General features: G+C 47.5%; 19 protein-coding genes and 1 pseudogene. 19 read left to right on the top strand and 1 reads right to left on the bottom strand.

Annotated elements, in window-relative coordinates; all coding sequences use genetic code 11:
• The first annotated feature begins 31 nt into the window (after positions 1 to 31).
• From AC50Y3_RS16655 to AC50Y3_RS16565, 19 genes and pseudogenes are all read left to right on the top strand, one after another.
• Positions 32 to 601, top strand: coding sequence for a GNAT family N-acetyltransferase (locus AC50Y3_RS16655; RefSeq protein WP_494819849.1), 570 nt, complete (start codon positions 32 to 34; stop codon positions 599 to 601).
• A gap of 169 nt (positions 602 to 770) precedes the next feature.
• Entirely contained in the window at positions 771 to 1,799 is a 1,029-nt protein-coding gene (locus tag AC50Y3_RS16650) for an ABC transporter ATP-binding protein (protein ID WP_494819848.1), read from the top strand.
• A complete protein-coding gene (locus AC50Y3_RS16645; protein WP_494819847.1) occupies positions 1,796 to 2,605 on the top strand; it encodes an ABC transporter permease in 810 nt (269 codons plus the stop codon). The genes AC50Y3_RS16650 and AC50Y3_RS16645 overlap by 4 nt, the downstream gene beginning before the upstream one ends.
• A 2-nt stretch (positions 2,606 to 2,607) precedes the next feature.
• Complete coding sequence (locus AC50Y3_RS16640) at positions 2,608 to 3,411, top strand: ABC transporter permease (RefSeq protein WP_494819846.1); 804 nt, start codon at positions 2,608 to 2,610, stop codon at positions 3,409 to 3,411.
• A gap of 138 nt (positions 3,412 to 3,549) precedes the next feature.
• Positions 3,550 to 4,575: pseudogene (locus tag AC50Y3_RS16635) on the top strand (DUF2332 domain-containing protein).
• A 27-nt stretch (positions 4,576 to 4,602) separates the two neighbouring features.
• Positions 4,603 to 5,217 (top strand): pentapeptide repeat-containing protein, encoded by a 615-nt coding sequence (locus AC50Y3_RS16630; RefSeq protein WP_494819845.1) that lies wholly within the window; start codon positions 4,603 to 4,605, stop codon positions 5,215 to 5,217.
• Positions 5,218 to 5,396: 179 nt separating this feature from the next.
• Positions 5,397 to 6,308: a phytanoyl-CoA dioxygenase family protein gene (locus AC50Y3_RS16625; RefSeq protein ID WP_494819844.1), complete on the top strand. Its 912-nt coding sequence runs from the start codon at positions 5,397 to 5,399 to the stop codon at positions 6,306 to 6,308.
• A 311-nt stretch (positions 6,309 to 6,619) separates the two neighbouring features.
• On the top strand, positions 6,620 to 7,606 hold the full coding sequence (locus AC50Y3_RS16620) for a phosphotransferase enzyme family protein (protein WP_494819843.1): 987 nt from the start codon (positions 6,620 to 6,622) through the stop codon (positions 7,604 to 7,606).
• A gap of 195 nt (positions 7,607 to 7,801) precedes the next feature.
• Positions 7,802 to 8,803, top strand: coding sequence for an aldose 1-epimerase (locus AC50Y3_RS16615; protein WP_494819842.1), 1,002 nt, complete (start codon positions 7,802 to 7,804; stop codon positions 8,801 to 8,803).
• A gap of 13 nt (positions 8,804 to 8,816) precedes the next feature.
• Positions 8,817 to 9,911, top strand: coding sequence for a Gfo/Idh/MocA family protein (locus AC50Y3_RS16610; protein WP_494819841.1), 1,095 nt, complete (start codon positions 8,817 to 8,819; stop codon positions 9,909 to 9,911).
• A 30-nt stretch (positions 9,912 to 9,941) separates the two neighbouring features.
• Positions 9,942 to 10,844, top strand: a complete 903-nt coding sequence (locus AC50Y3_RS16605) for a sugar phosphate isomerase/epimerase family protein (RefSeq protein ID WP_494819840.1) — start codon at positions 9,942 to 9,944, stop codon at positions 10,842 to 10,844.
• A 75-nt stretch (positions 10,845 to 10,919) separates the two neighbouring features.
• A complete protein-coding gene (locus AC50Y3_RS16600; RefSeq protein WP_494819839.1) occupies positions 10,920 to 11,945 on the top strand; it encodes a LacI family DNA-binding transcriptional regulator in 1,026 nt (341 codons plus the stop codon).
• Positions 11,946 to 12,009: 64 nt separating this feature from the next.
• Positions 12,010 to 13,101, top strand: a complete 1,092-nt coding sequence (locus AC50Y3_RS16595) for a fatty acid desaturase family protein (RefSeq protein ID WP_494819838.1) — start codon at positions 12,010 to 12,012, stop codon at positions 13,099 to 13,101.
• Positions 13,101 to 13,415 carry a Rieske 2Fe-2S domain-containing protein gene (locus tag AC50Y3_RS16590; protein WP_494819837.1) on the top strand — a complete coding sequence of 105 codons (315 nt, stop codon included), beginning with the start codon at positions 13,101 to 13,103 and terminating at the stop codon, positions 13,413 to 13,415. Before AC50Y3_RS16595 ends, AC50Y3_RS16590 begins: the two co-directional genes overlap by 1 nt.
• Positions 13,416 to 13,528: 113 nt before the next feature.
• Positions 13,529 to 13,927 (top strand): VOC family protein, encoded by a 399-nt coding sequence (locus AC50Y3_RS16585; protein ID WP_494819836.1) that lies wholly within the window; start codon positions 13,529 to 13,531, stop codon positions 13,925 to 13,927.
• Positions 13,928 to 14,167: 240 nt separating this feature from the next.
• On the top strand, positions 14,168 to 14,914 hold the full coding sequence (locus AC50Y3_RS16580) for a phytanoyl-CoA dioxygenase family protein (protein ID WP_494819835.1): 747 nt from the start codon (positions 14,168 to 14,170) through the stop codon (positions 14,912 to 14,914).
• Positions 14,915 to 15,126: 212 nt separating this feature from the next.
• A complete protein-coding gene (locus AC50Y3_RS16575; protein WP_494819834.1) occupies positions 15,127 to 15,303 on the top strand; it encodes a Spo0E family sporulation regulatory protein-aspartic acid phosphatase in 177 nt (58 codons plus the stop codon).
• 168 nt (positions 15,304 to 15,471) lie between these two features.
• A complete protein-coding gene (locus AC50Y3_RS16570) occupies positions 15,472 to 15,963 on the top strand; it encodes a 3'-5' exonuclease (RefSeq protein ID WP_494820035.1) in 492 nt (163 codons plus the stop codon).
• A gap of 202 nt (positions 15,964 to 16,165) precedes the next feature.
• Positions 16,166 to 17,113 (top strand): hypothetical protein, encoded by a 948-nt coding sequence (locus tag AC50Y3_RS16565; protein WP_494819833.1) that lies wholly within the window; start codon positions 16,166 to 16,168, stop codon positions 17,111 to 17,113.
• Between the two features lie 321 nt (positions 17,114 to 17,434).
• Here the strand turns inward: AC50Y3_RS16565 and AC50Y3_RS16560 are convergent, their stop codons facing one another.
• Entirely contained in the window at positions 17,435 to 18,481 is a 1,047-nt protein-coding gene (locus tag AC50Y3_RS16560) for an SIS domain-containing protein (protein ID WP_494819832.1), read from the bottom strand.
• Positions 18,482 to 18,608: the final 127 nt, after the last annotated feature.

Genomic DNA, 18,608 nt, shown 5'->3' with positions numbered 1-18,608 from the left:
ATACGCCTGAGAACGAAGGAGGCGAGCAACCATGAAATCCTACTTGTGGGAAGGCAGTAAGGTCAGACTGCGGCCATTGGAGTTTGGCGATTGGGAGGACTATCACCAGAATGATCGCGATTCTGAAGGTGCTCGGCTATGTGATATGATTCATTTTCCAAGAACCGAAGAAGGTACGAAGGCATGGGCGGAGGAGAAAGTCGACCATCCGGTGGAAGGTGATAATATATGGCTATCCATCGAGACGCTTGAAGGCGTGCTGGTCGGCAGTATGTGTACGAGCAATTGCGATCCTCGAAATGGTACATTCAAGTACGGCATTGCGATCTTCCGCGAGCATTGGCGCCAAGGTTATGCCTCGGAGGCGGTTAGGCTGATTCTTCGCTACTATTTCGAAGAGCTGCGGTACAACAAAGCCAATGCCCATGTGTATGCATTCAATAGCAGTTCGATTGCGCTGCAAGAACATCTCGGCTTCAAGCAAGAAGGTCGTTTGCGTGACATGATCTTCACGAAAGGCAAACATCACGATGAATTGATCTACGGGCTCACGAAGAGCGAATATGAGGAATTGCTGCAGGAGAAATCAACGATGGATTAATTCGTCGTTGATTTTTTTTATGAAACGCGTTAATCCGCCGAATGGCCTACGATAGCCGTTCAGCTCTATTGACATGGAAGCAATACCCATATGATAATCGAATCATTCCTGGTAATTATTAGAATTGATAGGAGTCATTAGTCTTTTCAGTAGAGAAAAGAGGGATTGTATGGCTGTCATCCAAGTGGAGAATTTGCGCAAAGAGTTCAAACGTAACAAGAGTAGAGAGGGGTTATGGAACAACATCAAAGGGCTTGTCTACCGGGAATATGAAACCAAGACGGCCGTTGATGACATCTCGTTCACGATCGACAAAGGCGAGATTGTGGGTTATATCGGACCAAACGGAGCAGGGAAATCAACTTCCATCAAGATGCTAGTCGGAATTCTAGTACCCACAAGCGGTCGCGTTATCGTAAATGGCATAGAACCTTACAAGAACCGCGAGCTGAACGCCATGCGCATAGGTGCCGTCTTTGGTCAGAAAACGCAGCTATGGTGGGATACGCCGGTCATCGATTCACTCCGTCTGATGCGGTATATGTACGATATTCCATTAGCAAGATTCAACGAGAATATGGAGAGGTTTACGGACATTCTTGGTTTGGATGAGTTCAAGCATGTTGCCGTCCGCCAGCTCAGTCTCGGACAGCGGATGCGTGCAGACCTATGTGCGGCGCTGCTGCATGATCCGGATATTATCTATTTGGATGAGCCGACGATCGGTCTGGATGTCGTGGTGAAGGAGAAGATTCGTAACTTTATCCTCGAGATCAACCGCGATCGCGGAACGACAGTCATACTCACGACTCATGATATGTCCGATATTGAGAAGCTTTGCAGCCGAGTCATGGTTATTGATCAGGGTAAGCTGATGTATGACGGAAACCTAGAGAAATTGAAAAATGACTTTGGTTCCGGGGAGCAGATGGTGGTGGAAACGGATCGTGTGTTCGAATCCTCCCACGAACTGAGCGAGCTCGGCGTGTCAAGCTGCAGTGTGGACGGTAAGAAGACGCAGCTGGTTTACGACAAGAAATTAATCAATTCTTCAATGCTGATCAAATGGATTATGGACAGGTACGAAGTGAAAGACTTTGTCGTCAAGGAAACCGACATCGAAGAGATCATTCGTACGATGTATGTCGAGCAGCTTCCGCTTGAAGCTGCTGCGGATCGGGAGCGTGTTTTCGTATGAGACTCGCCCTCTATCGGGAAATGACGCTCAATTCGCTTCGGCAAAATATGGCTTATCGAATGGAAGTGTTCATGTTTCTGTTCGGCCAGCTGATTAAGGTTTTCGTGCAGGTTTACATCTGGTATGCCGTATTTGCGGGACATTCGAATGTTGATTCGGGTGCAGGCAGCATTTCAGTGAAGGAAATGGTCACGTATGTAGTCATCAGCTCATTCATCTCCGTATTCGCAACGAATAATGTCATCTTCTGGGTCGGGGGAAAAGTAAGGAACGGCGAAATTGCAATGGAGCTGTTAAAGCCGGTGAATTTTCGCTTCGTCGCCTTCTTTCATTCGCTTGGACAGAACGTATACCGCATACTCTTCGAACTCATTCCGCTCCTCCTTATTAGCATGTACTTCTTTCGATTGGAGTTGCCGAGCGGCTGGAATGCGGTGGCATTCGCGATTATGCTCGTCAATGCATTTCTGCTCAACTTCCTCATCAACTACATCATCGGTTTGATCGCCTTCTGGTATGTACTCGTCTGGCAAATTAACGTGCTGCTAAGCGGGCTGATACGATTGTTCTCCGGCGCCTTTATCCCGATTTGGTTCTTCTCCGGAACGCTGACGACAATTTCCTATTGCCTGCCGTTTCGATTGATTTATTACGATCCCATCTCCGTCTATTTGGGTAAAACGACGGGGTTGATGGACATTGGCTTCGTTATTTTGCAGCAGGTGGGCTGGATTGCCGCGTTGCTTCTTCTGGAACGTCGGATGTGGGCAAGCGCGGTGAAAAAACTGGTCGTGCAGGGAGGCTGAACATGCGGTTTCTGAAATTATATGCCCGTTTTATCCCGATCTATTTCAAAAGCAAATCGGAATATGGCATCATGTTTTACTTGGACTTCCTCGGTTTCGCGATGGGGCATATCGTCAATTTCTTGATCATCTGGGTCATGCTCGATCGTTTCAATACGATTAATGGCTGGGGAATGTACGAAGTCATGCTGATTTACACGATGAATATGTTTACGTTTGGCGTAGCATCGATCTTCTTCTCGTTCCAGATGTGGGAGGTAGAAGATATGGTCGCGCAGGGGACCTTCGACGTCATGCTCGTCAAACCGGTCAATCCGTTCATCCATATGATCATAAGGACTTTCGGCCACTTCTACTTAGGTGATGTGATCATCGGAATTACGATGTTTATCGTCTGCTTTAACCATCTGAATGTGCATATGGGATTCACCGAGTTGCTCATCCTTATTGTTGTATTGCTCGGGGCAACGCTTGTGCAAGCTGCCTTCATCGTCATTACCGGTTCGATGTGCTTCTGGTTCACTCGTTCAGGTGCATTGATGGATATGGTTGTACACGGGATACGTTCGTTTATGGATTACCCCGTATCGATCTATAACAAATTTATTCGCATCCTCGTGACCTTCGTTGTACCTTATGCTTTCGTCAACTTCTACCCGTCACAGCTGATCTTGAACAAGACAGGAGAGACGTTGTTCTCGCCGATTCTACCATATGTGGCGCCGGTCGTTGGACTTGTGCTATTCCTGCTGGCTTATGCAGTTTGGAATATGGGACTTAATAAGTATCAGGGGACGGGAAGTTAGCGTTATTCATCAGGGCTGCCATCTGGCAGTCTTTTTTTTGATAAACAAAGCTTATTGCATGGATAAAATATTGAAAATTCTGTTAATCGATCGGTAGTGCTACACTCTAACTAAACGATCATTGCTGGAGGTGGACATATGGAGATTTCGAGCATTTCCGAGAGCTTCAGAAGATTTGCCGAGAAGGAGTGCAGAGGGTCAAGCCGCTTGTACGAGCAGCTTTCCGCCCGAATTGCGGCGGATGAAGAACTATTGCGTATTGCCTCTGCCAGCAGAGAGGGCCAGCCTATTCCGAACCTCTTTCTAGGTGCTGTACATTATTTGCTGCTGCGGGGGATCGAACATGACTTAAACGATTATTATGCGAGTATTGTGCCGGACCCTAAGGCCGCTTCAGCAGCTTTTGAATCGTTCAAGGATTTCTGTCTGCTCTACCGCGATGAGCTTGTTCAGCTTCTGACTACGAGGCTTGTGCAGACGAACGAGGTTCGCCGTTGTGCGTACCTGTATCCGGCATTCTGCCTGATCTACAGTCTATCGAACAAGCCGCTTGCTTTGATTGAGATTGGAACGAGCGCCGGACTGCAGTTATTCTGGGATCAATATCGATATTCGTATGATGCCGTCGATGGATACTTTGGGAATCAACAATCGGAGTTCACACTGACTACTTCTCTACGCGGCTCGAATATGCCATACCTTCTTTCAGAAAGTCCTCCGGTGACGTCCAGAATCGGGATCGATCTTCATGTGAATCAGCTTCATCATTCGGATAGTCGCCTTTGGATGAAAGCATTAATTTGGCCGTAGCACCGGGAACGGAATCAGCATTTTGATGAGGCGGCAGGCCATTTTGATCATCAAGCTGTTCAACTGATTGAAGGCAACGCCTTGGTAGGTTTGAATGCGGCAGCAGCTAGGAGCACCGATAAGCATGCCTTATGTATCTTTCATACTCATGTAGCTAATCAACTTAGTCTTGCTGATAAACACCAATTGTGCGAACGAGTTCGAATATTGGGGGAGACAAGAGAGGTCTATCACCTCTACAATAATATGTGGGATCCCGAATTGCATCTGGATTCCTATAGGAACGGCTGCTACGATAGCGTGACTCTTGCCGAAACGGATGGGCATGCCAGATGGTTGAATTGGAAACTCTAGTTCAGAGATGACCACGGTTAACGAATTATGAAACAAGGAAGTGATCCGGTGTTCACGGAAAGCGAATATTTCGATGAGCAATTTAAGGATATCAAGTTTTCGAAAGAAGAGGTTGTCTCGGTTCATTTTCACGATTGTACGTTCACGAATTGCGAGTTTAGTGAAACGGTCTTCGATGAATGTAAATTTACCGGATGCACGTTTATCCGCTGTGATTTGAACCTCATGAAAGTAGCCGACAGTAACTTCTCGCAGGTGTATTTCATGCAGTCGAAGCTGGTAGGCGTCAATTGGTCGGAGGCCGGGTGGCCTCGAATCGCTGTGCCAAGCCTGCTGAAGTTCGAGGATTGCACCTTGAATCACTCGACCTTTATCGGAGTGGCCCTTCCGCAATCCACAATCATGAATTGCTCCGTTAAGGATGTCGACTTTAGAGAAGCGGATCTCTCGAAAGCTAACTTAAGAGGCTCGGATTTCACGGAAAGTGTGTTTGGTGAAACGAACTTATCCGGTGCCGACCTCTCCCACGCGTCGAACTATCAGATTGACCCTAGCCAGAATCGGATTCGCCAGGCGAAATTTATGCTGCCCGAGGCGCTTAACCTGCTGTACGGCATGGATATAGTGATCGATGAAGATTGATTGAAGCGTAGGCTGCCTCGAAAGTGTATCAGTTGACTTTCGGGGCAGCTTTTTTCCTATTCGGTCAGCTTTGCCCTCCATCAGGACAAAATTCCGATAGGAAAATGGCTGGTCGCCTGTTATATTGGAGAAAGCGCTTCAATTATGGAAAAATCAGTAATGGGAGGCTTTGAACAGAGATGAACAAGGTGCTGACGGATTCACAGATTGAGCAATTTATGGAGCTGGGCTGGGTTAAAGTGGAAGAGGCGTTCCCGCAGACGCTTGCGTTGGAATGCCAAGACTTCCTGTGGGAGCAGCTAAGACGCTACGAGATCGACCGAGGCAACAAACAAACGTGGAATCCTCCTATACTGTTTATGAAAGAAAACTTTCGCAACGCGGCATTTGATCAGTGTAATACGGACCGCCTCGGTGATGCCATCGAGGATTTAATCGGCGCGGATCGCTGGACGCAGAAGGTATTGTGGAACGGTGATGAGAATCGGAATTATCCCGGCTGGGGCTGGTGGCCGGTCAATTTCAATTTTGGTGCGAACGAAGAGTGGACTGTGCCGTCAACCGGCTGGCACTGGGATGGGTCACATTTTCGCCATTTCGTAGACGCTCGCGAGCAGGGCTTGCTGTGTTTGTGCGTCTTCTCGGAGATAGGGACGCATGGCGGGGGGACATTAATCGCGGAGGGCTCGCATCAAGTAGTTGCCCGATACCTAGCCACAAAACCGGAGGGGATGGATCCGCATGAAGCGATAGCGGAGTGTAATGTGTGGCATCCTTGGCTGGCTGCATTGACCGGAAACGCAGATGATTCGTTCTTGGCTGGAGCGAATCGTGTTGAGAAATTTATGACGAACGCATTTACGGATGAGCATGGCACTTTGCTTCGGGTGAAAGAGACGACTTCCTCGCCAGGTGACGTCATCTTGTGCCATCCTTTTCTCTATCATACCTCCTCGCAAAATCATAGCGGCGTTGCCCGCTTCCTATGCAATCGCACGACTCCTCTGAAAGAGCGGATGAACTTCGATCGCACAGACGGCAGTGCGTATTCACCGCTGGAGCTCAGCATTAAACGTGCGCTTAAGCTATAGAATTTAGTAATTGCTTCCAATCGCAATCTCATATACGATCAAGTTACTTGTTACCGAAGGGAGTGAGCGGCATGAAACGCCGGACTACGATGACTACTAAAACAATTAAGGTGAACATGAACTGAATAGGTGGGCAGGCACAGAGAGTCTGCCGTGAAGAAGGATGTTTCTGTACTTTATTTCCGTATCGGGATAGGTTTGTTCGCGCATGCGAGCTTATCTTACCGATCGGAATGATGAGGCCGCAGGCAATATGCCGTGCGGTCTTTTTGCGCGCAAAAACAGGATTACGATGCGGAGGCCAACCGAATATGTTGAAGCTGAACTATTTATTCCATAATGAAAACTTAGCCGAAATGATACTGAAGAACTGGGATTATGATGCAGACTCGATTGAGATGTTCCAATATTACCGTATTTCATCGAATGCGATTTATCCGTTTCGCAAGGCAGGCAAAACGCAGCTATTAAGGTTTGCTCCGGTCGAAGAGAAGAGCAGATCAAATATCGGGTCGGAACTGGCATTTATTAAGTATTTGCGTGAGCAACATTATGGCGTGCTGGTGGCCGTGAAATCCAAGAAAGGCGAGGAACTCGCAGAAATTCGAACGCCTTGGGGCGACTATTACGCCTCGGTGTTTGAGAGAGTTCCGGGTACAGCGATGAATCAGACTGCACTTACCGACGAGATCATCTTCAGCCATGGGCAAGCGTTGGGGCAGCTCCACCTTTTATCGAGCGAGTACGATCCAGGCGATGCAAGAAGATGGTCCCACATCGAGGTGCTCGATTGGATTGACGATCAGATCAAGGCGCTTCCGAATGAAGAAGCAGCCCGATCCGAAGTCCAATTACTTCGCGAACATTTCGATTCTTTTCCCATTCATAAGCGAAACTACGGCTTAATCCACTATGACTTCGAATACGATAACGTGTTCTACGATCACGAATCGAAACGCTTCTATGCGATTGATTTCGATGACGCCATGTATCATTGGTATGCAATGGATATCGAGCAAGCGCTTGACAGCTTGAAGGATTGCATTTCGGAAGAGCTGTACGACCATAAGAAACAGTGTTTCTTGGAGGGGTATAGCACGGCATTCGAATTACCGGAGGATTTGGAATCCGTATTACCGGCGATGAAACGTTTCGCAAATGTATATGGATATGCGCGTCTAATTCGGTCCGTTGCGGAGAAATGGGACCATGAGCCGGACTGGATGCAGCACTTGCGAACGAGATTTGAGCAAAGCATGCGCAGCAAATCGACGTTATTCGGCAAGAAGCTTTCATAGACGACAGGAGAAAGAGAGGCTCATTCTTTGAGCCTCTCTTTCGCTTACATAAAGAAGGAGAAGGGTAATAAATTATTGTTGTGATTATCGAAAACTCGTTATATAATCAAATGTGCCCGAGCACATAACGATTGAAACCGTTCCCAACGTGCCGGATTCAAACCACGCGATCCCGCGAACCATCGGAGGGAGAACATGAGCAGATACGCAGTTGAAACGCTCAAGCAAGATGGCTTAACCGTTATTAAGTTGTCTGATTCGTTAAGCGGGAGTATCGCAGAGCTGCTGCCGGAAGTGGGCAACAATCTGTATAGCTTTACGACTGATGGACGCGAAATCATCAAGACTTCCATAAGTTTAGCGACATTGAAGAACGAGAAGTTTGCCAGTTCGAAATACGGGACACCGGTGTTGTCTCCGCCTAATCGGATTAATAAAGGTACATTTACGTTTCAAGATCAAACGTACCATTTTCCAATCAATGAACCGCCGGATTATCATTTGCATGGAGAATTAAGCATCAGAGCATGGGAAGTGTTTGATTACGGTGCCACAGATGAACAGGGTGCATGGGTTATTAGCCAACTGCGGTACGAGGATCACCCAGATATCCTAGATTATTTTCCTCATTATTTAACGTTTACCATTACATACCGGCTGCTTGACGGGAAGCTGAGTATGGATAGCTGCATTAAGAATGAAGGCTCTGACGAAGCGCCATTCGCTTATGGATTGCATCCTTACTTCTCGCTGCCTTATGAAAGCGACCCCAACCTTACGCTTCAGGTGCCTGCCAAAGAAGAATGGCCGATTACGAATTTATCTTTCGTTACGGGACGCCCAGAGGTCACGGCACTAAGCGAAGCCATTCAACAAGGCATCGAACTAGCCGATTATCCGGAGCTCGGATGCACGCTGCTAACGATTGATCCGGAGTCGGATTTCATCAATCGACTTGTACTACCAAATGCGGGCTATACGATAGCCTACCAGCTGGATGCGCAATTCCCATTCGTGCTGTTGTTCCGTCCGAACTGGGACCAAGCTTTCTCGATCGAGCCTTACACCTATGTAACGGATGCATTCAATCTCCCTTATGAGCAAGAATTAACCGGTGCACAAGGTATAAAAGCTGGCGAAGAGCGCAGGATAACTACTTCACTTTGGATCGAATCGAATAAAGACACAAGCCAATAAAGGAGGCACAAGGATGAAACAGCTTGATTTTCAAACCATCATTCGACCTGAGATGCCGAATCGGATGGATTACCGGATAGGATGTATCGGATCCGGCTTTATTATGCGGGATTGCCACCTTGTGGCTTATCGCGATGCCGGATTTAACCCGGTTGCCATTGCATCCCGTACGTATGAGAATGCGAAGGCAGTTGCGGAGCTTCGTAACATACCAAAGGTTCACCGTTCCTGGGAAGAGCTAGTGCGCGATCCGGAGATCGAAATTCTCGATATCGCATTACCTCCGGATCGCCAGCTTGACGTAGTACGCGAAGCGGTCAAACAGTCGCATATTAAAGGCATTCTATGCCAGAAGCCGCTGGCGATGAATTCGCAGGAAGCACGTCTAATTGTCGAGCTATGCGAGGCAGCAGGGATCAAAATCGCCGTAAACTCCAACATGCGATACGACCAATCGATTCGTGCGCTTAAAGCGATTCTTGAAGGCGGATACTTGGGACAGCCAGTACTTGCAACGATCGAGATGCGCGCGATTCCGCATTGGCAAGGATTCCTTGAGCAATATGAGCAAATCGAAATTCTCAACATGGGTATTCATCATATTGATGCATTCCGTTACCTGTTCGGCGACCCTGAGAAAATCACAGCCGTAACGCGCAGAGATCCGCGCACGAAGTTCTCTCATATCGATGGTATTTCGCAATACACCTTCCAATATGCAGATGAGATGATGGCGACCAGCTTGGACGATGTATGGGCTTGGCCGGGCGAAGGTACGGAGAAGGACATTTACATCAAATGGCGCGTTGAAGGATTGGATGGCATGGCTACAGGAACGATCGGCTGGCCGCGTTATCCGGAGCATTCGCCAAGTACGCTGGCATTCACGACTCGTCAGCAACCGAACGAGTGGATCCGCCCGGAATGGGATTCCGTTTGGTTCCCAGACGCCTTCCAAGGCACTATGGCACAGCTGCTGCGCGCCGTGGAAACCAACAGCGAGCCGGAGATCGGCGGACGCGATAATCTTAAAACGATGGCTGCAGTCGACGCTTGCTACAAGTCCATCGCTGAAGGCAGAACAGTAAAGTTATCGGAATTCATTTAACCCCAAATATAACGCGCGGAGGTCATCAATATGTTACAAGTCGGTATTTTCAATGCTTATTATCCTTATTCGCTTCAGGAATCGATCGCAAGAATGAAGAAGGACGGTTTCTCTTGCGTACAGCTGGACTTGGCTTTCAAAGACATGGATCTATCCTTCGATTCCTTGACGAAAGAGAAATGCCGCACCATTCGCGATGCATTCCGTGACGCGAATCTGCCGATCGTTTGTATCTCCGGGTATACGAACCTAATTCATCCGGACCCGGTGAAACGCAAACAGAACATCCACGGCGTGAAGAAAATTCTTGAATTCGCTCGTGACCTTGGCAGCCCGTATGTAGTTAGTGAAACAGGTACTTTCAATACGGAAAGTGATTGGGTTTGGGATCCGAAGAACGCTACTGAAGAAGCATATGAGGAAGTAGCGACTACGATTGAAGATCTGGCGAAATTTGCTTATGACAACGGCTCCGTATTCTTGATCGAGAACTATGTGAACAACGTAATCGGCTCTGTTGATCAAGTATCGCGTTTGCTCTCGGATGTGAATCATCCGGGTCTTGGCCTATTGATGGATCCGACTAACTATTTCACAGACAACAATATTGATCATATCGATGAAACGTTGAACAAGATCTTCAATGCGCTTGGCGACAAAGTCAAAATCGCGCACGCCAAAGATTGCATGAGAGCTGTAGATACATTGGAGAAACATGCGAATATCGACGCTTCGGAATCTCATTCGTTCCGCGGTGCAGGCGCAGTCGAGCTTCCGGCTCCGGGGCTTGGCAATTTGAACTATGATCTGTATCTGGAGCGTTTGGCGAAGCTTCACCCGAACATTCCGATCATCATTGAGCATCTGGAAGAAGAGGACATTCCGCGTGCGAAAACGTTCCTTGACAATAAACTCAAATCAGTTGGCGTATAAAGGCTCTTGTGAGAATAAATCATTCGCTCTATAATAGTAGGTGCCCGAGCACACCTTGAGCAATAGGAGCGAATTATGACCGTAACCATTAGAGAAATTGCCACGCAGGCAGGGGTATCGCGAGGAACCGTTGACCGGGTGCTTAACGACCGGCCCGGCGTGAAACCAGAGGTTCGCGATCGAATTCTAAGCATCGTAGCTGAATTAAATTACGTACCTAATATTGCTGCTAAAGCGTTAGCGTATCAGAAGAAACCGCTTGTATTCGGAATTATTATGCCGCCGCAAGAAATTCAATTCTTCGAAGCCATTCGGAACGGCATCAGCGTTGCGGCAGAGGAGCTTAAGGATCTTGGCGTCCGTTTGGAGTATCGATTCGTCGATAACCAGAGTCCCGAAGAAGGGGCTGCTGCCATTCGCGAGCTTGTCGAAGCCGGCGTAAGCGGGATTATGTTCTCCGTCATGGACGATGAATTGATTCGCGCGAGCATCGATTACGCTGCGGAACGGGCCGTTCCGATTGTTACGTTCAACTCGGATGTGGAGCTCAGCAAACGGATTTGTTTTGTTGGGCAGGATTTGCATAAGAGCGGAATGGTTGCTGCCGGTCTGATGAACCGCGTCTTGCAAGCAAATGCGAAAGTGTTGATTGTAACGGGGAACTTGAAGTTCCATGCGCATCGTTCCCGGGTCGAAGGCTTTAAGCAAGGACTTGCGGAGCATGGGAGCAAACTAGAAGTACTCCATGTTATTGAGGGCTTCGACCGTTATGCCGATACGCATTTGCAGCTGGATTGCGCACTTCGTACGAATCCCGATATCGGTGGCATTTACATGGCGACAGGCGATATCGGCGCATGTGTAGACGTTATTAAACAGCATCACCTAGAAGGCGCAATTCGAGTTGTCTGCAACGATCTAATCCCGCCGGCCATTCAGGGTCTGCGTGAGCGGATTATTGATTTCACGATCGTGCAGAATCCGGAGAGACAAGGGTACTTGTCGCTGCGTATCCTGTTTGATCATGTGTTTGCAGGGAAGCAGCCGGAGTCCGAGCACCATTATACAGAGACGCATATTTATATTCCCGAGAGCCTTTAAGGCTTTCTTTTTTGGAGAATTTCGTGCCCGCGCACGAATATATTAAATTAAGGAGGCGGTCATTATGGCAATTGTCGTGCAACGTAGAGATTACAGTTTGAAAGGCATCGAAAGCAAACGTGCGGATGAGAAAGGCTTGGCTTCCGCAGAGTGGCATCAAACCCCGATTCCGCGTGCGAAGATGAAGGAATTGATGAAGCGGAAGGATGGTCCGGCGATCCGAGATACGCTGATCTGGTTTGGCGGTCTTATTATTCTTGGCTTCCTTGCTTATCAATCTTGGGGCACATGGTGGGCCGTTCCGGCATTCTTCCTATACGGACTGCTATACGCAACACCGGGCGATTCCCGCTGGCATGAATGTGGACACGGCACAGCATTTAAGACACCTTGGATGAATGATGTCGTTTACCACATTGCTTCTTTCTTTGTACTGCGCTCGGCAACGCCATGGCGGTGGAGCCATGCCCGTCATCATACGGATACCATTATCGTTGGCCGCGACCCGGAGATCATTACTGCAAGACCGCCGGTTTGGAAAATCCTTTACATGCAAATTTTCCACCTGTATGGCGGCCCGCTTGCAATAAAAAGCTTTCTTCTGCACACTTTCGGCAAGCTGGATGAGCAGGAGAAGGATTATATTCCGGCTTCCGAGCATCATAAAGTGTACCGTGAAGCACGCGTTTACATGCTGATTATTCTAGCTGTTATTGCAGCTTGTATCTACATGGGCAGCATTTTGCCAGCTATGTTCATCATTCTTCCTTCCTTTTATGGTGGTTTGCTCGTGCTAACGTTCGGGATTACGCAGCATTTGGGTCTTTATGAGGATGTGCTGGATCATCGGCTGAACACACGGACAATCTATATGAATCGGGTCTTCCGTTTCCTTTATTGGAACATGAACTATCACACCGAGCATCACATGTTCCCGATGGTTCCGTTCCACGCCTTGCCTAAGCTGCATGAAGTCATGAAGTCCGATTGTCCGCAAGCTCGTCCGAGCTTATGGGCAGCACTGAAAGAAGTAATCGGAGCGCTTCGCAAGCAGAAGGACGATCCGTCCTATGTAGTTGTTAAGCCGCTGCCAGATACAGCCCTTCCTTATCGCTACGGTCCTAATATGGACTATCAAACAAGGAGTGAAGCATAGTGTCAAACGTATGGGTAGAAGTTTGCGATGCTGATGAAATTGAAGTCGAGGATGTTATCCGCTTCGATCAGGATGATCGTTCCTTCGCGGTATACCGTACAGATAAAGGGGATTACCACGCGACTGACGGTTTCTGCACACATGGGAAGTACCATCTGTCAGAGGGACTTGTGATGGGGAAGCAGGTTGAATGCCCGAAGCACAACGGTCGCTTTGATATTACAACCGGCGCAGCCGTACGAGTACCTGCTTGCGTGGATTTGCAGTACTACCAGGTCAAAGTAGAAGACGATAAAGTGTTTATTCTGATCTAATTTCGTACCAATAGAAGGCACCGAATGGATAGGGAGAAATTCCTGTTCGTTCGGTGCCTTTTCATGTATCATAAACCTATATTGGTTTAATATTCCAGTGAAGAGGTGCGTCTATGAGTGAGCGAGCAGTTGTCGCTAATATCTCCGGTTCATCGATTGTTCTATTAGTTAGAGATATTCAAGTTTCCGCAGATTTCTACAAGAAACTCGGATTTTCTTATGAAGAAATAGGTGGACACGCACACGTTGCCAGAGGAAATATTACTTTCATTATGCATGCTGCCATCAACCCTGAGGATGTTAGACCATTCTCAACGGTGGCAGGAGGACTATATTTCGATGCATTTGCATATACAGACGCAGTAGACTTGCTGGTTGAAGAATGTCAAACCCAAGGCGTTGAAATCGTCAATGGTCCGAATTACTCGGAGCAGTGGAGCGAGTTTACGATAAAAGATACGGATGGTTATCGGATCACTTTTGGCGGCGGAGTTAGCAAGAAGATAGAGTAGGTGCTGAAAAAACAGCTTTGATAGTCAATTTCCTAAGACTAGGCCGCCTTACATCCTGATGGGTGATGGCGGCTTATCTATTTGCAACAAATAAACGTAATGCGGATGCAAGACTTTCTTAAATACATGGAGTGAGTTCTAGCAGGAGTTTCTCCTTAAGTACTGGAATATTGATATTGTCATCTAAGGGGATGGGTTTCCAAGATAAGTCATATATATGATTTTGAAGGAGGAGATTAAATGATCCTAAATCAGGAAGAGATCGCTCAATATCATAGAGACGGATATGTGCTTGTGAACAATCTGTTTGATCGGGATGAAATTAATCTAATGATTCGCGAAATTGAAGGCGGCGAACGGGTAGCGGGTTCAACGTTTAGTAACGATGATCGATCGGGCTTAAAAGCCAAACTGGCGATCTGGTTTGAGCTTGGCCCGGACATGTGGTCAGCCGTTTCGACCTGTCCGCGCCTAGTGAATAATGTAAGTGTTTTACTAGGCGAAGATGCAGCTTTCTTTCATGGAAAAGTCATGCTGAAAGAGGCTCATTCAGGCGGGGCTTGGGAATGGCATCAAGATTATGGCTATTGGTACGATCAAGGTTTTATGTATCCGAATATGATCAGTGTATTTATTGCCCTTGATGCGGCAACCAAAGAGAATGGCTGCCTGCAGGTACTCCGGGGCTCACATAAGCTCGGGCGACTGGAACACGGAAAAGTAGGCGGGCAAACCGGTGCCGACGTGAATCGCATTAATCATGTACTATCGATGTTTGAACTTGTTCATTGTGAGATGACGCCGGGCTCTGCGCTGTTTTTCCATAGTAATCTCTTACACTCTTCCGCACCAAACCTGTCGGATTACCATCGCCGTACGTTCGTCTCTTGTTACAATGCAACTAGTAATCCGCAGCTTCAAGGAGATGGAGTCAAACACTATGATAAATGTCCGGTAGGCACGGATGATTGGTTGAAGAAGTTCTAAGCCGCAACGAAATAATCGTGTTGTTTAAGCCGCCCATTAATTCGGGCGGCTTTTCTTTGTTTATAAATCAATAAATAAATGAAACTTAGCATGAAATAAATGACCCCATCTAATAAACTTCTAATATATTCCTAAAATTTCCTTGTTATTATGGATGTATATCTGGTGCAATAGCATTGCCCAAACTAAATCATGGAACGGAGAATGGTGCAATGGAATCTTATTTGCAAGAGAAAATTGAATCATTACGTTTTGAAATGAATGAACGGGCATGCCAGCACGGAAGCCTCACAGATGAGAGAGTCGTCTATGTGAGTCAACAGTTGGACAGATACATATTTGTTTATCAGAAGAAGCTGCAGCGAAAACGATATAAACGCAAATCGTAATCATCGATTTGGTCGAATAGACCCCAAACTATACCGAGCGGTTGTCGGTCATGGTTTGGGTTTTTTTATGTTGGCGCGCGAGTTCTGGCAATGACTGAAATAATAATGGTAAACTAAAGCTGTTATTATTTTACAAAACAAGGAGCAGCTAATGAATTTAAGGTTCCTATCAAAAGAAGAATATTTGGTAGATGGCAATCGAGTGCTATTTTATTTCAAAATGGCCGGGTGCTAAATACGCTCACATCGTTGGTGAAGTCCCCTAAGCTTATTCCGGATGCCGTCCAGCAGTTAACCGGAATTTCAAATGAAAGTTTAATAGACGCATCATCGTATTCGGAGGTTTATCGTCGCTTTGTTGATTTTTGCGGGGATGCTGTTCTGGTTACCCAGGCTGGTTATGAGTATGATCTCCCCATGCTGAAGAAGCATTGTCTCCTGGACGATATTCCCTATGTGGAGCGCACCGTTCTCGATACGAAAGCGTTGTTTGCTGCTATTCATCCGGAGCTTGATGATGTGTTCTCTACAGATTATCTGATCGATTATCATCGCATCGATGATCACGATATTAAACGTCATGATGCGGCAGGAGATTGTGTGCTGATTAGCCGCATACTGATGCATATTCTAGCTGAATATCGCACGATTTTGATCTGACGGAAGGTTTGAAAGTGCGGAGGTTCATTATTACACCGATGTATTTGACCTAGATGAGGTTGAAACTTCTACCGCTCGTTGAACGTATGGGAAATCATTAGCGATGCTGGATGAGAAATACGCTGTGACCAATGGGCACCCGATCGTAAGAGAAATGGCTATCCGCCAATTCAAAGAAAAAACGATGAAGTGAGGAGATCTTATGTCTGAAATCTTGAATCGTCAATTGCTTGAAGCGAAGGAACGCGTTCATCATCTTCATAAGGCGCAGCGCAAAAGAGAGGAGCTCATGAAGAGACTCCATTCGCAGGAACGTCTTATTATCCAATATGAATTACAGTTGGAATCTGAACAAGCAGATGTCGAGCGTTTAACGGGTTTGACGTTGACTAATATTTTTCATACGATTCTTCGCAGCAAGGATGAACAGCTTGAAATGGAAAGACAGCAGGCGTTGCAAGCCGCGCTCAAGTTGCAGGAGGAAAAGCAGCGATTATCCGATACGCAGGCAGAATTGAAGCTAATTGGCGATGCGCTTGCTGCATTTAGCAATGCAGAATACGAGTATCAAGAGCTGATGAAGGCGAAGGAAGAAGCACTGCGCAGCGGCAGTTTCGGATCTGAGGAGCTAAGAAAGATGGAGGATCAAATTGCCGTACAAACTCTCTTAGTAAAGGAAATTAAAGAAGCGGTAACGGCTGGTAAACGTGTCATGGCTTCGCTGGAGGATGCTTCGGAAAGTTTGGATAAAGCGGAAAATTGGGGCAACTGGGATTTATGGGGCGGCGGCGGAGCAATCAGTACGCATATCAAACATGGCCATGTAGATGATGCCAAAGGATTTATCCATCAAGCGAATCATCAATTGCTCGATTTCCGCGATGAGTTAAAGGATCTTGATCGCAGCATGAACATCGTGATCGATATTAGCGGAACGCTGAAGATGGCCGACTATTGGTTTGACGGCCTGATTACGGATTGGATTGTCCAAGGTCGCATCAAGGATTCGCAACAACAAACCTTGGACGCTATTCATAACGTTCGCCAAGTAATCAAACAGCTCGAAGCGGAGTATTCCAAAGCTGAAGCGGCTCGTGCCGGCTTCGTCACGAAGCGTCAAAGTTGGATTGAAGATACGACGAGCGGGTAATGGATTTGAAGAAAGATGGCTCCTTCATGATGTGAAGGCCATCTTTTTTTATGCTCAGATGGGGCGAAAGTAGCTGTGGAAGCGGCAGCTGCGACATCAGAAATTCTAACGAACCGTACAGGTCTTATTTTCGTGAAATTGGCCTCACGAAAAATCTAACGAATCGTAGAGACGCTATTTAGCCCAAATAGGCAGTTGGGCATGGGATATCGGCTGAATAAGGCCTGTAGGATTCGTTAGATTTTTAAATGGCCCAATTTGGGGCAAATAAGGCCTCCAGAGTTCGTTAGAATTTCGTGAGGAGGCGCTGCGCTTCTACCATTAAAGCTTAACCCATGCCGTTAAGCCGTCCGGCTCATCGGGGTTGATGCCCTGACGTTCCGCGCTGCAGACGGCCACGATTTGAGGAATGAATAGGAACGGGATACCTTGAACCGGCAGACGAAGCTGCGTTTCTGTCATGACGGCGAGGTCAACATCACCTGCTGAGATGCTTGCAGTTGCATCGCCAAATGCGATTACCTTCGCACCGCGTGCACGAATATCATGCATCAGCTTACGTTGATGCTCGCTTCCTGCGCTAGTGAGATGAGCAATTACGAGCGTGTCCGGACCAACGGTCACCATCGGACCATGGCGTACATCGAGCACATGATACGCGTGAGCCTGCACTTTAGCTATTTCCGTCAACGCGATTGCGCCTTCGGCCGCTAGGCCGTGCAGCTCTCCGTCGGCGAGGAGGACAACATTCGTCCAGCCATAGTCGCTCGTCTCACGGATTGCGGATTCGGCGCGTTCCATATAAGCTTCCCCTTGGCTAATCGCTGCGGCGATGTCGGCGAGAACGTGCTCGTCGTTGCCAAGAAAGGCGGCGATCATGAGATTAGCCGTATATAAATTGGTAACGGTTCTTGTCTGGCACACGCTGTGGTCAAACGCCCATGGCAGGGAAAGGGTGAGATCTGCGATTTCGGATAAGGCGGAGTCGATGATGTTGCATGAGATCGCCAGTACCGGCGCATCGCCGCGTGCTTTCAGCAGCCGAACCGACTCTACGATCTCGCTTGTCGAGCCCGAGCGCGATGGAGCAACGAGAAGAGTACCGCTGAGAAGGGAGGCGTAGGCTTCAGCATGGAGCAGCAAATCCCCGCCCGCAAGTGCAGTAGCGGGAATCCCAGCACGTAAGCGAACGGAGAACGCCGCCGATTTGCTGAGCGTATAGCTCGAACCGCATCCGATAAACGTAACTGAGCGTTTGCCTTGCGAATGAAAGAAATCGGTAATCACGGTGCGATTCTTCAGCATATAGTCGTATGTTTGCTGCAGGGCCGAATATTGCGATTTTATTTCCTCATAGGTCAAGCTCATCGGAATCCTCCTCTTAATAGGTGTTGACGATGGGTATGCCTCTATAATAGATCGTTTATCTGATGTCATCAATCATTATTTGATTGTAACGATCAAAAATTGATTGTAAAGATCAAAATAACCCGAT

The organism is Paenibacillus sp. J22R98 (assembly GCF_059383835.1).
Note: the sequence above shows the minus strand (reverse complement) of the source record. Positions and strands in the feature narration are given on the sequence as shown.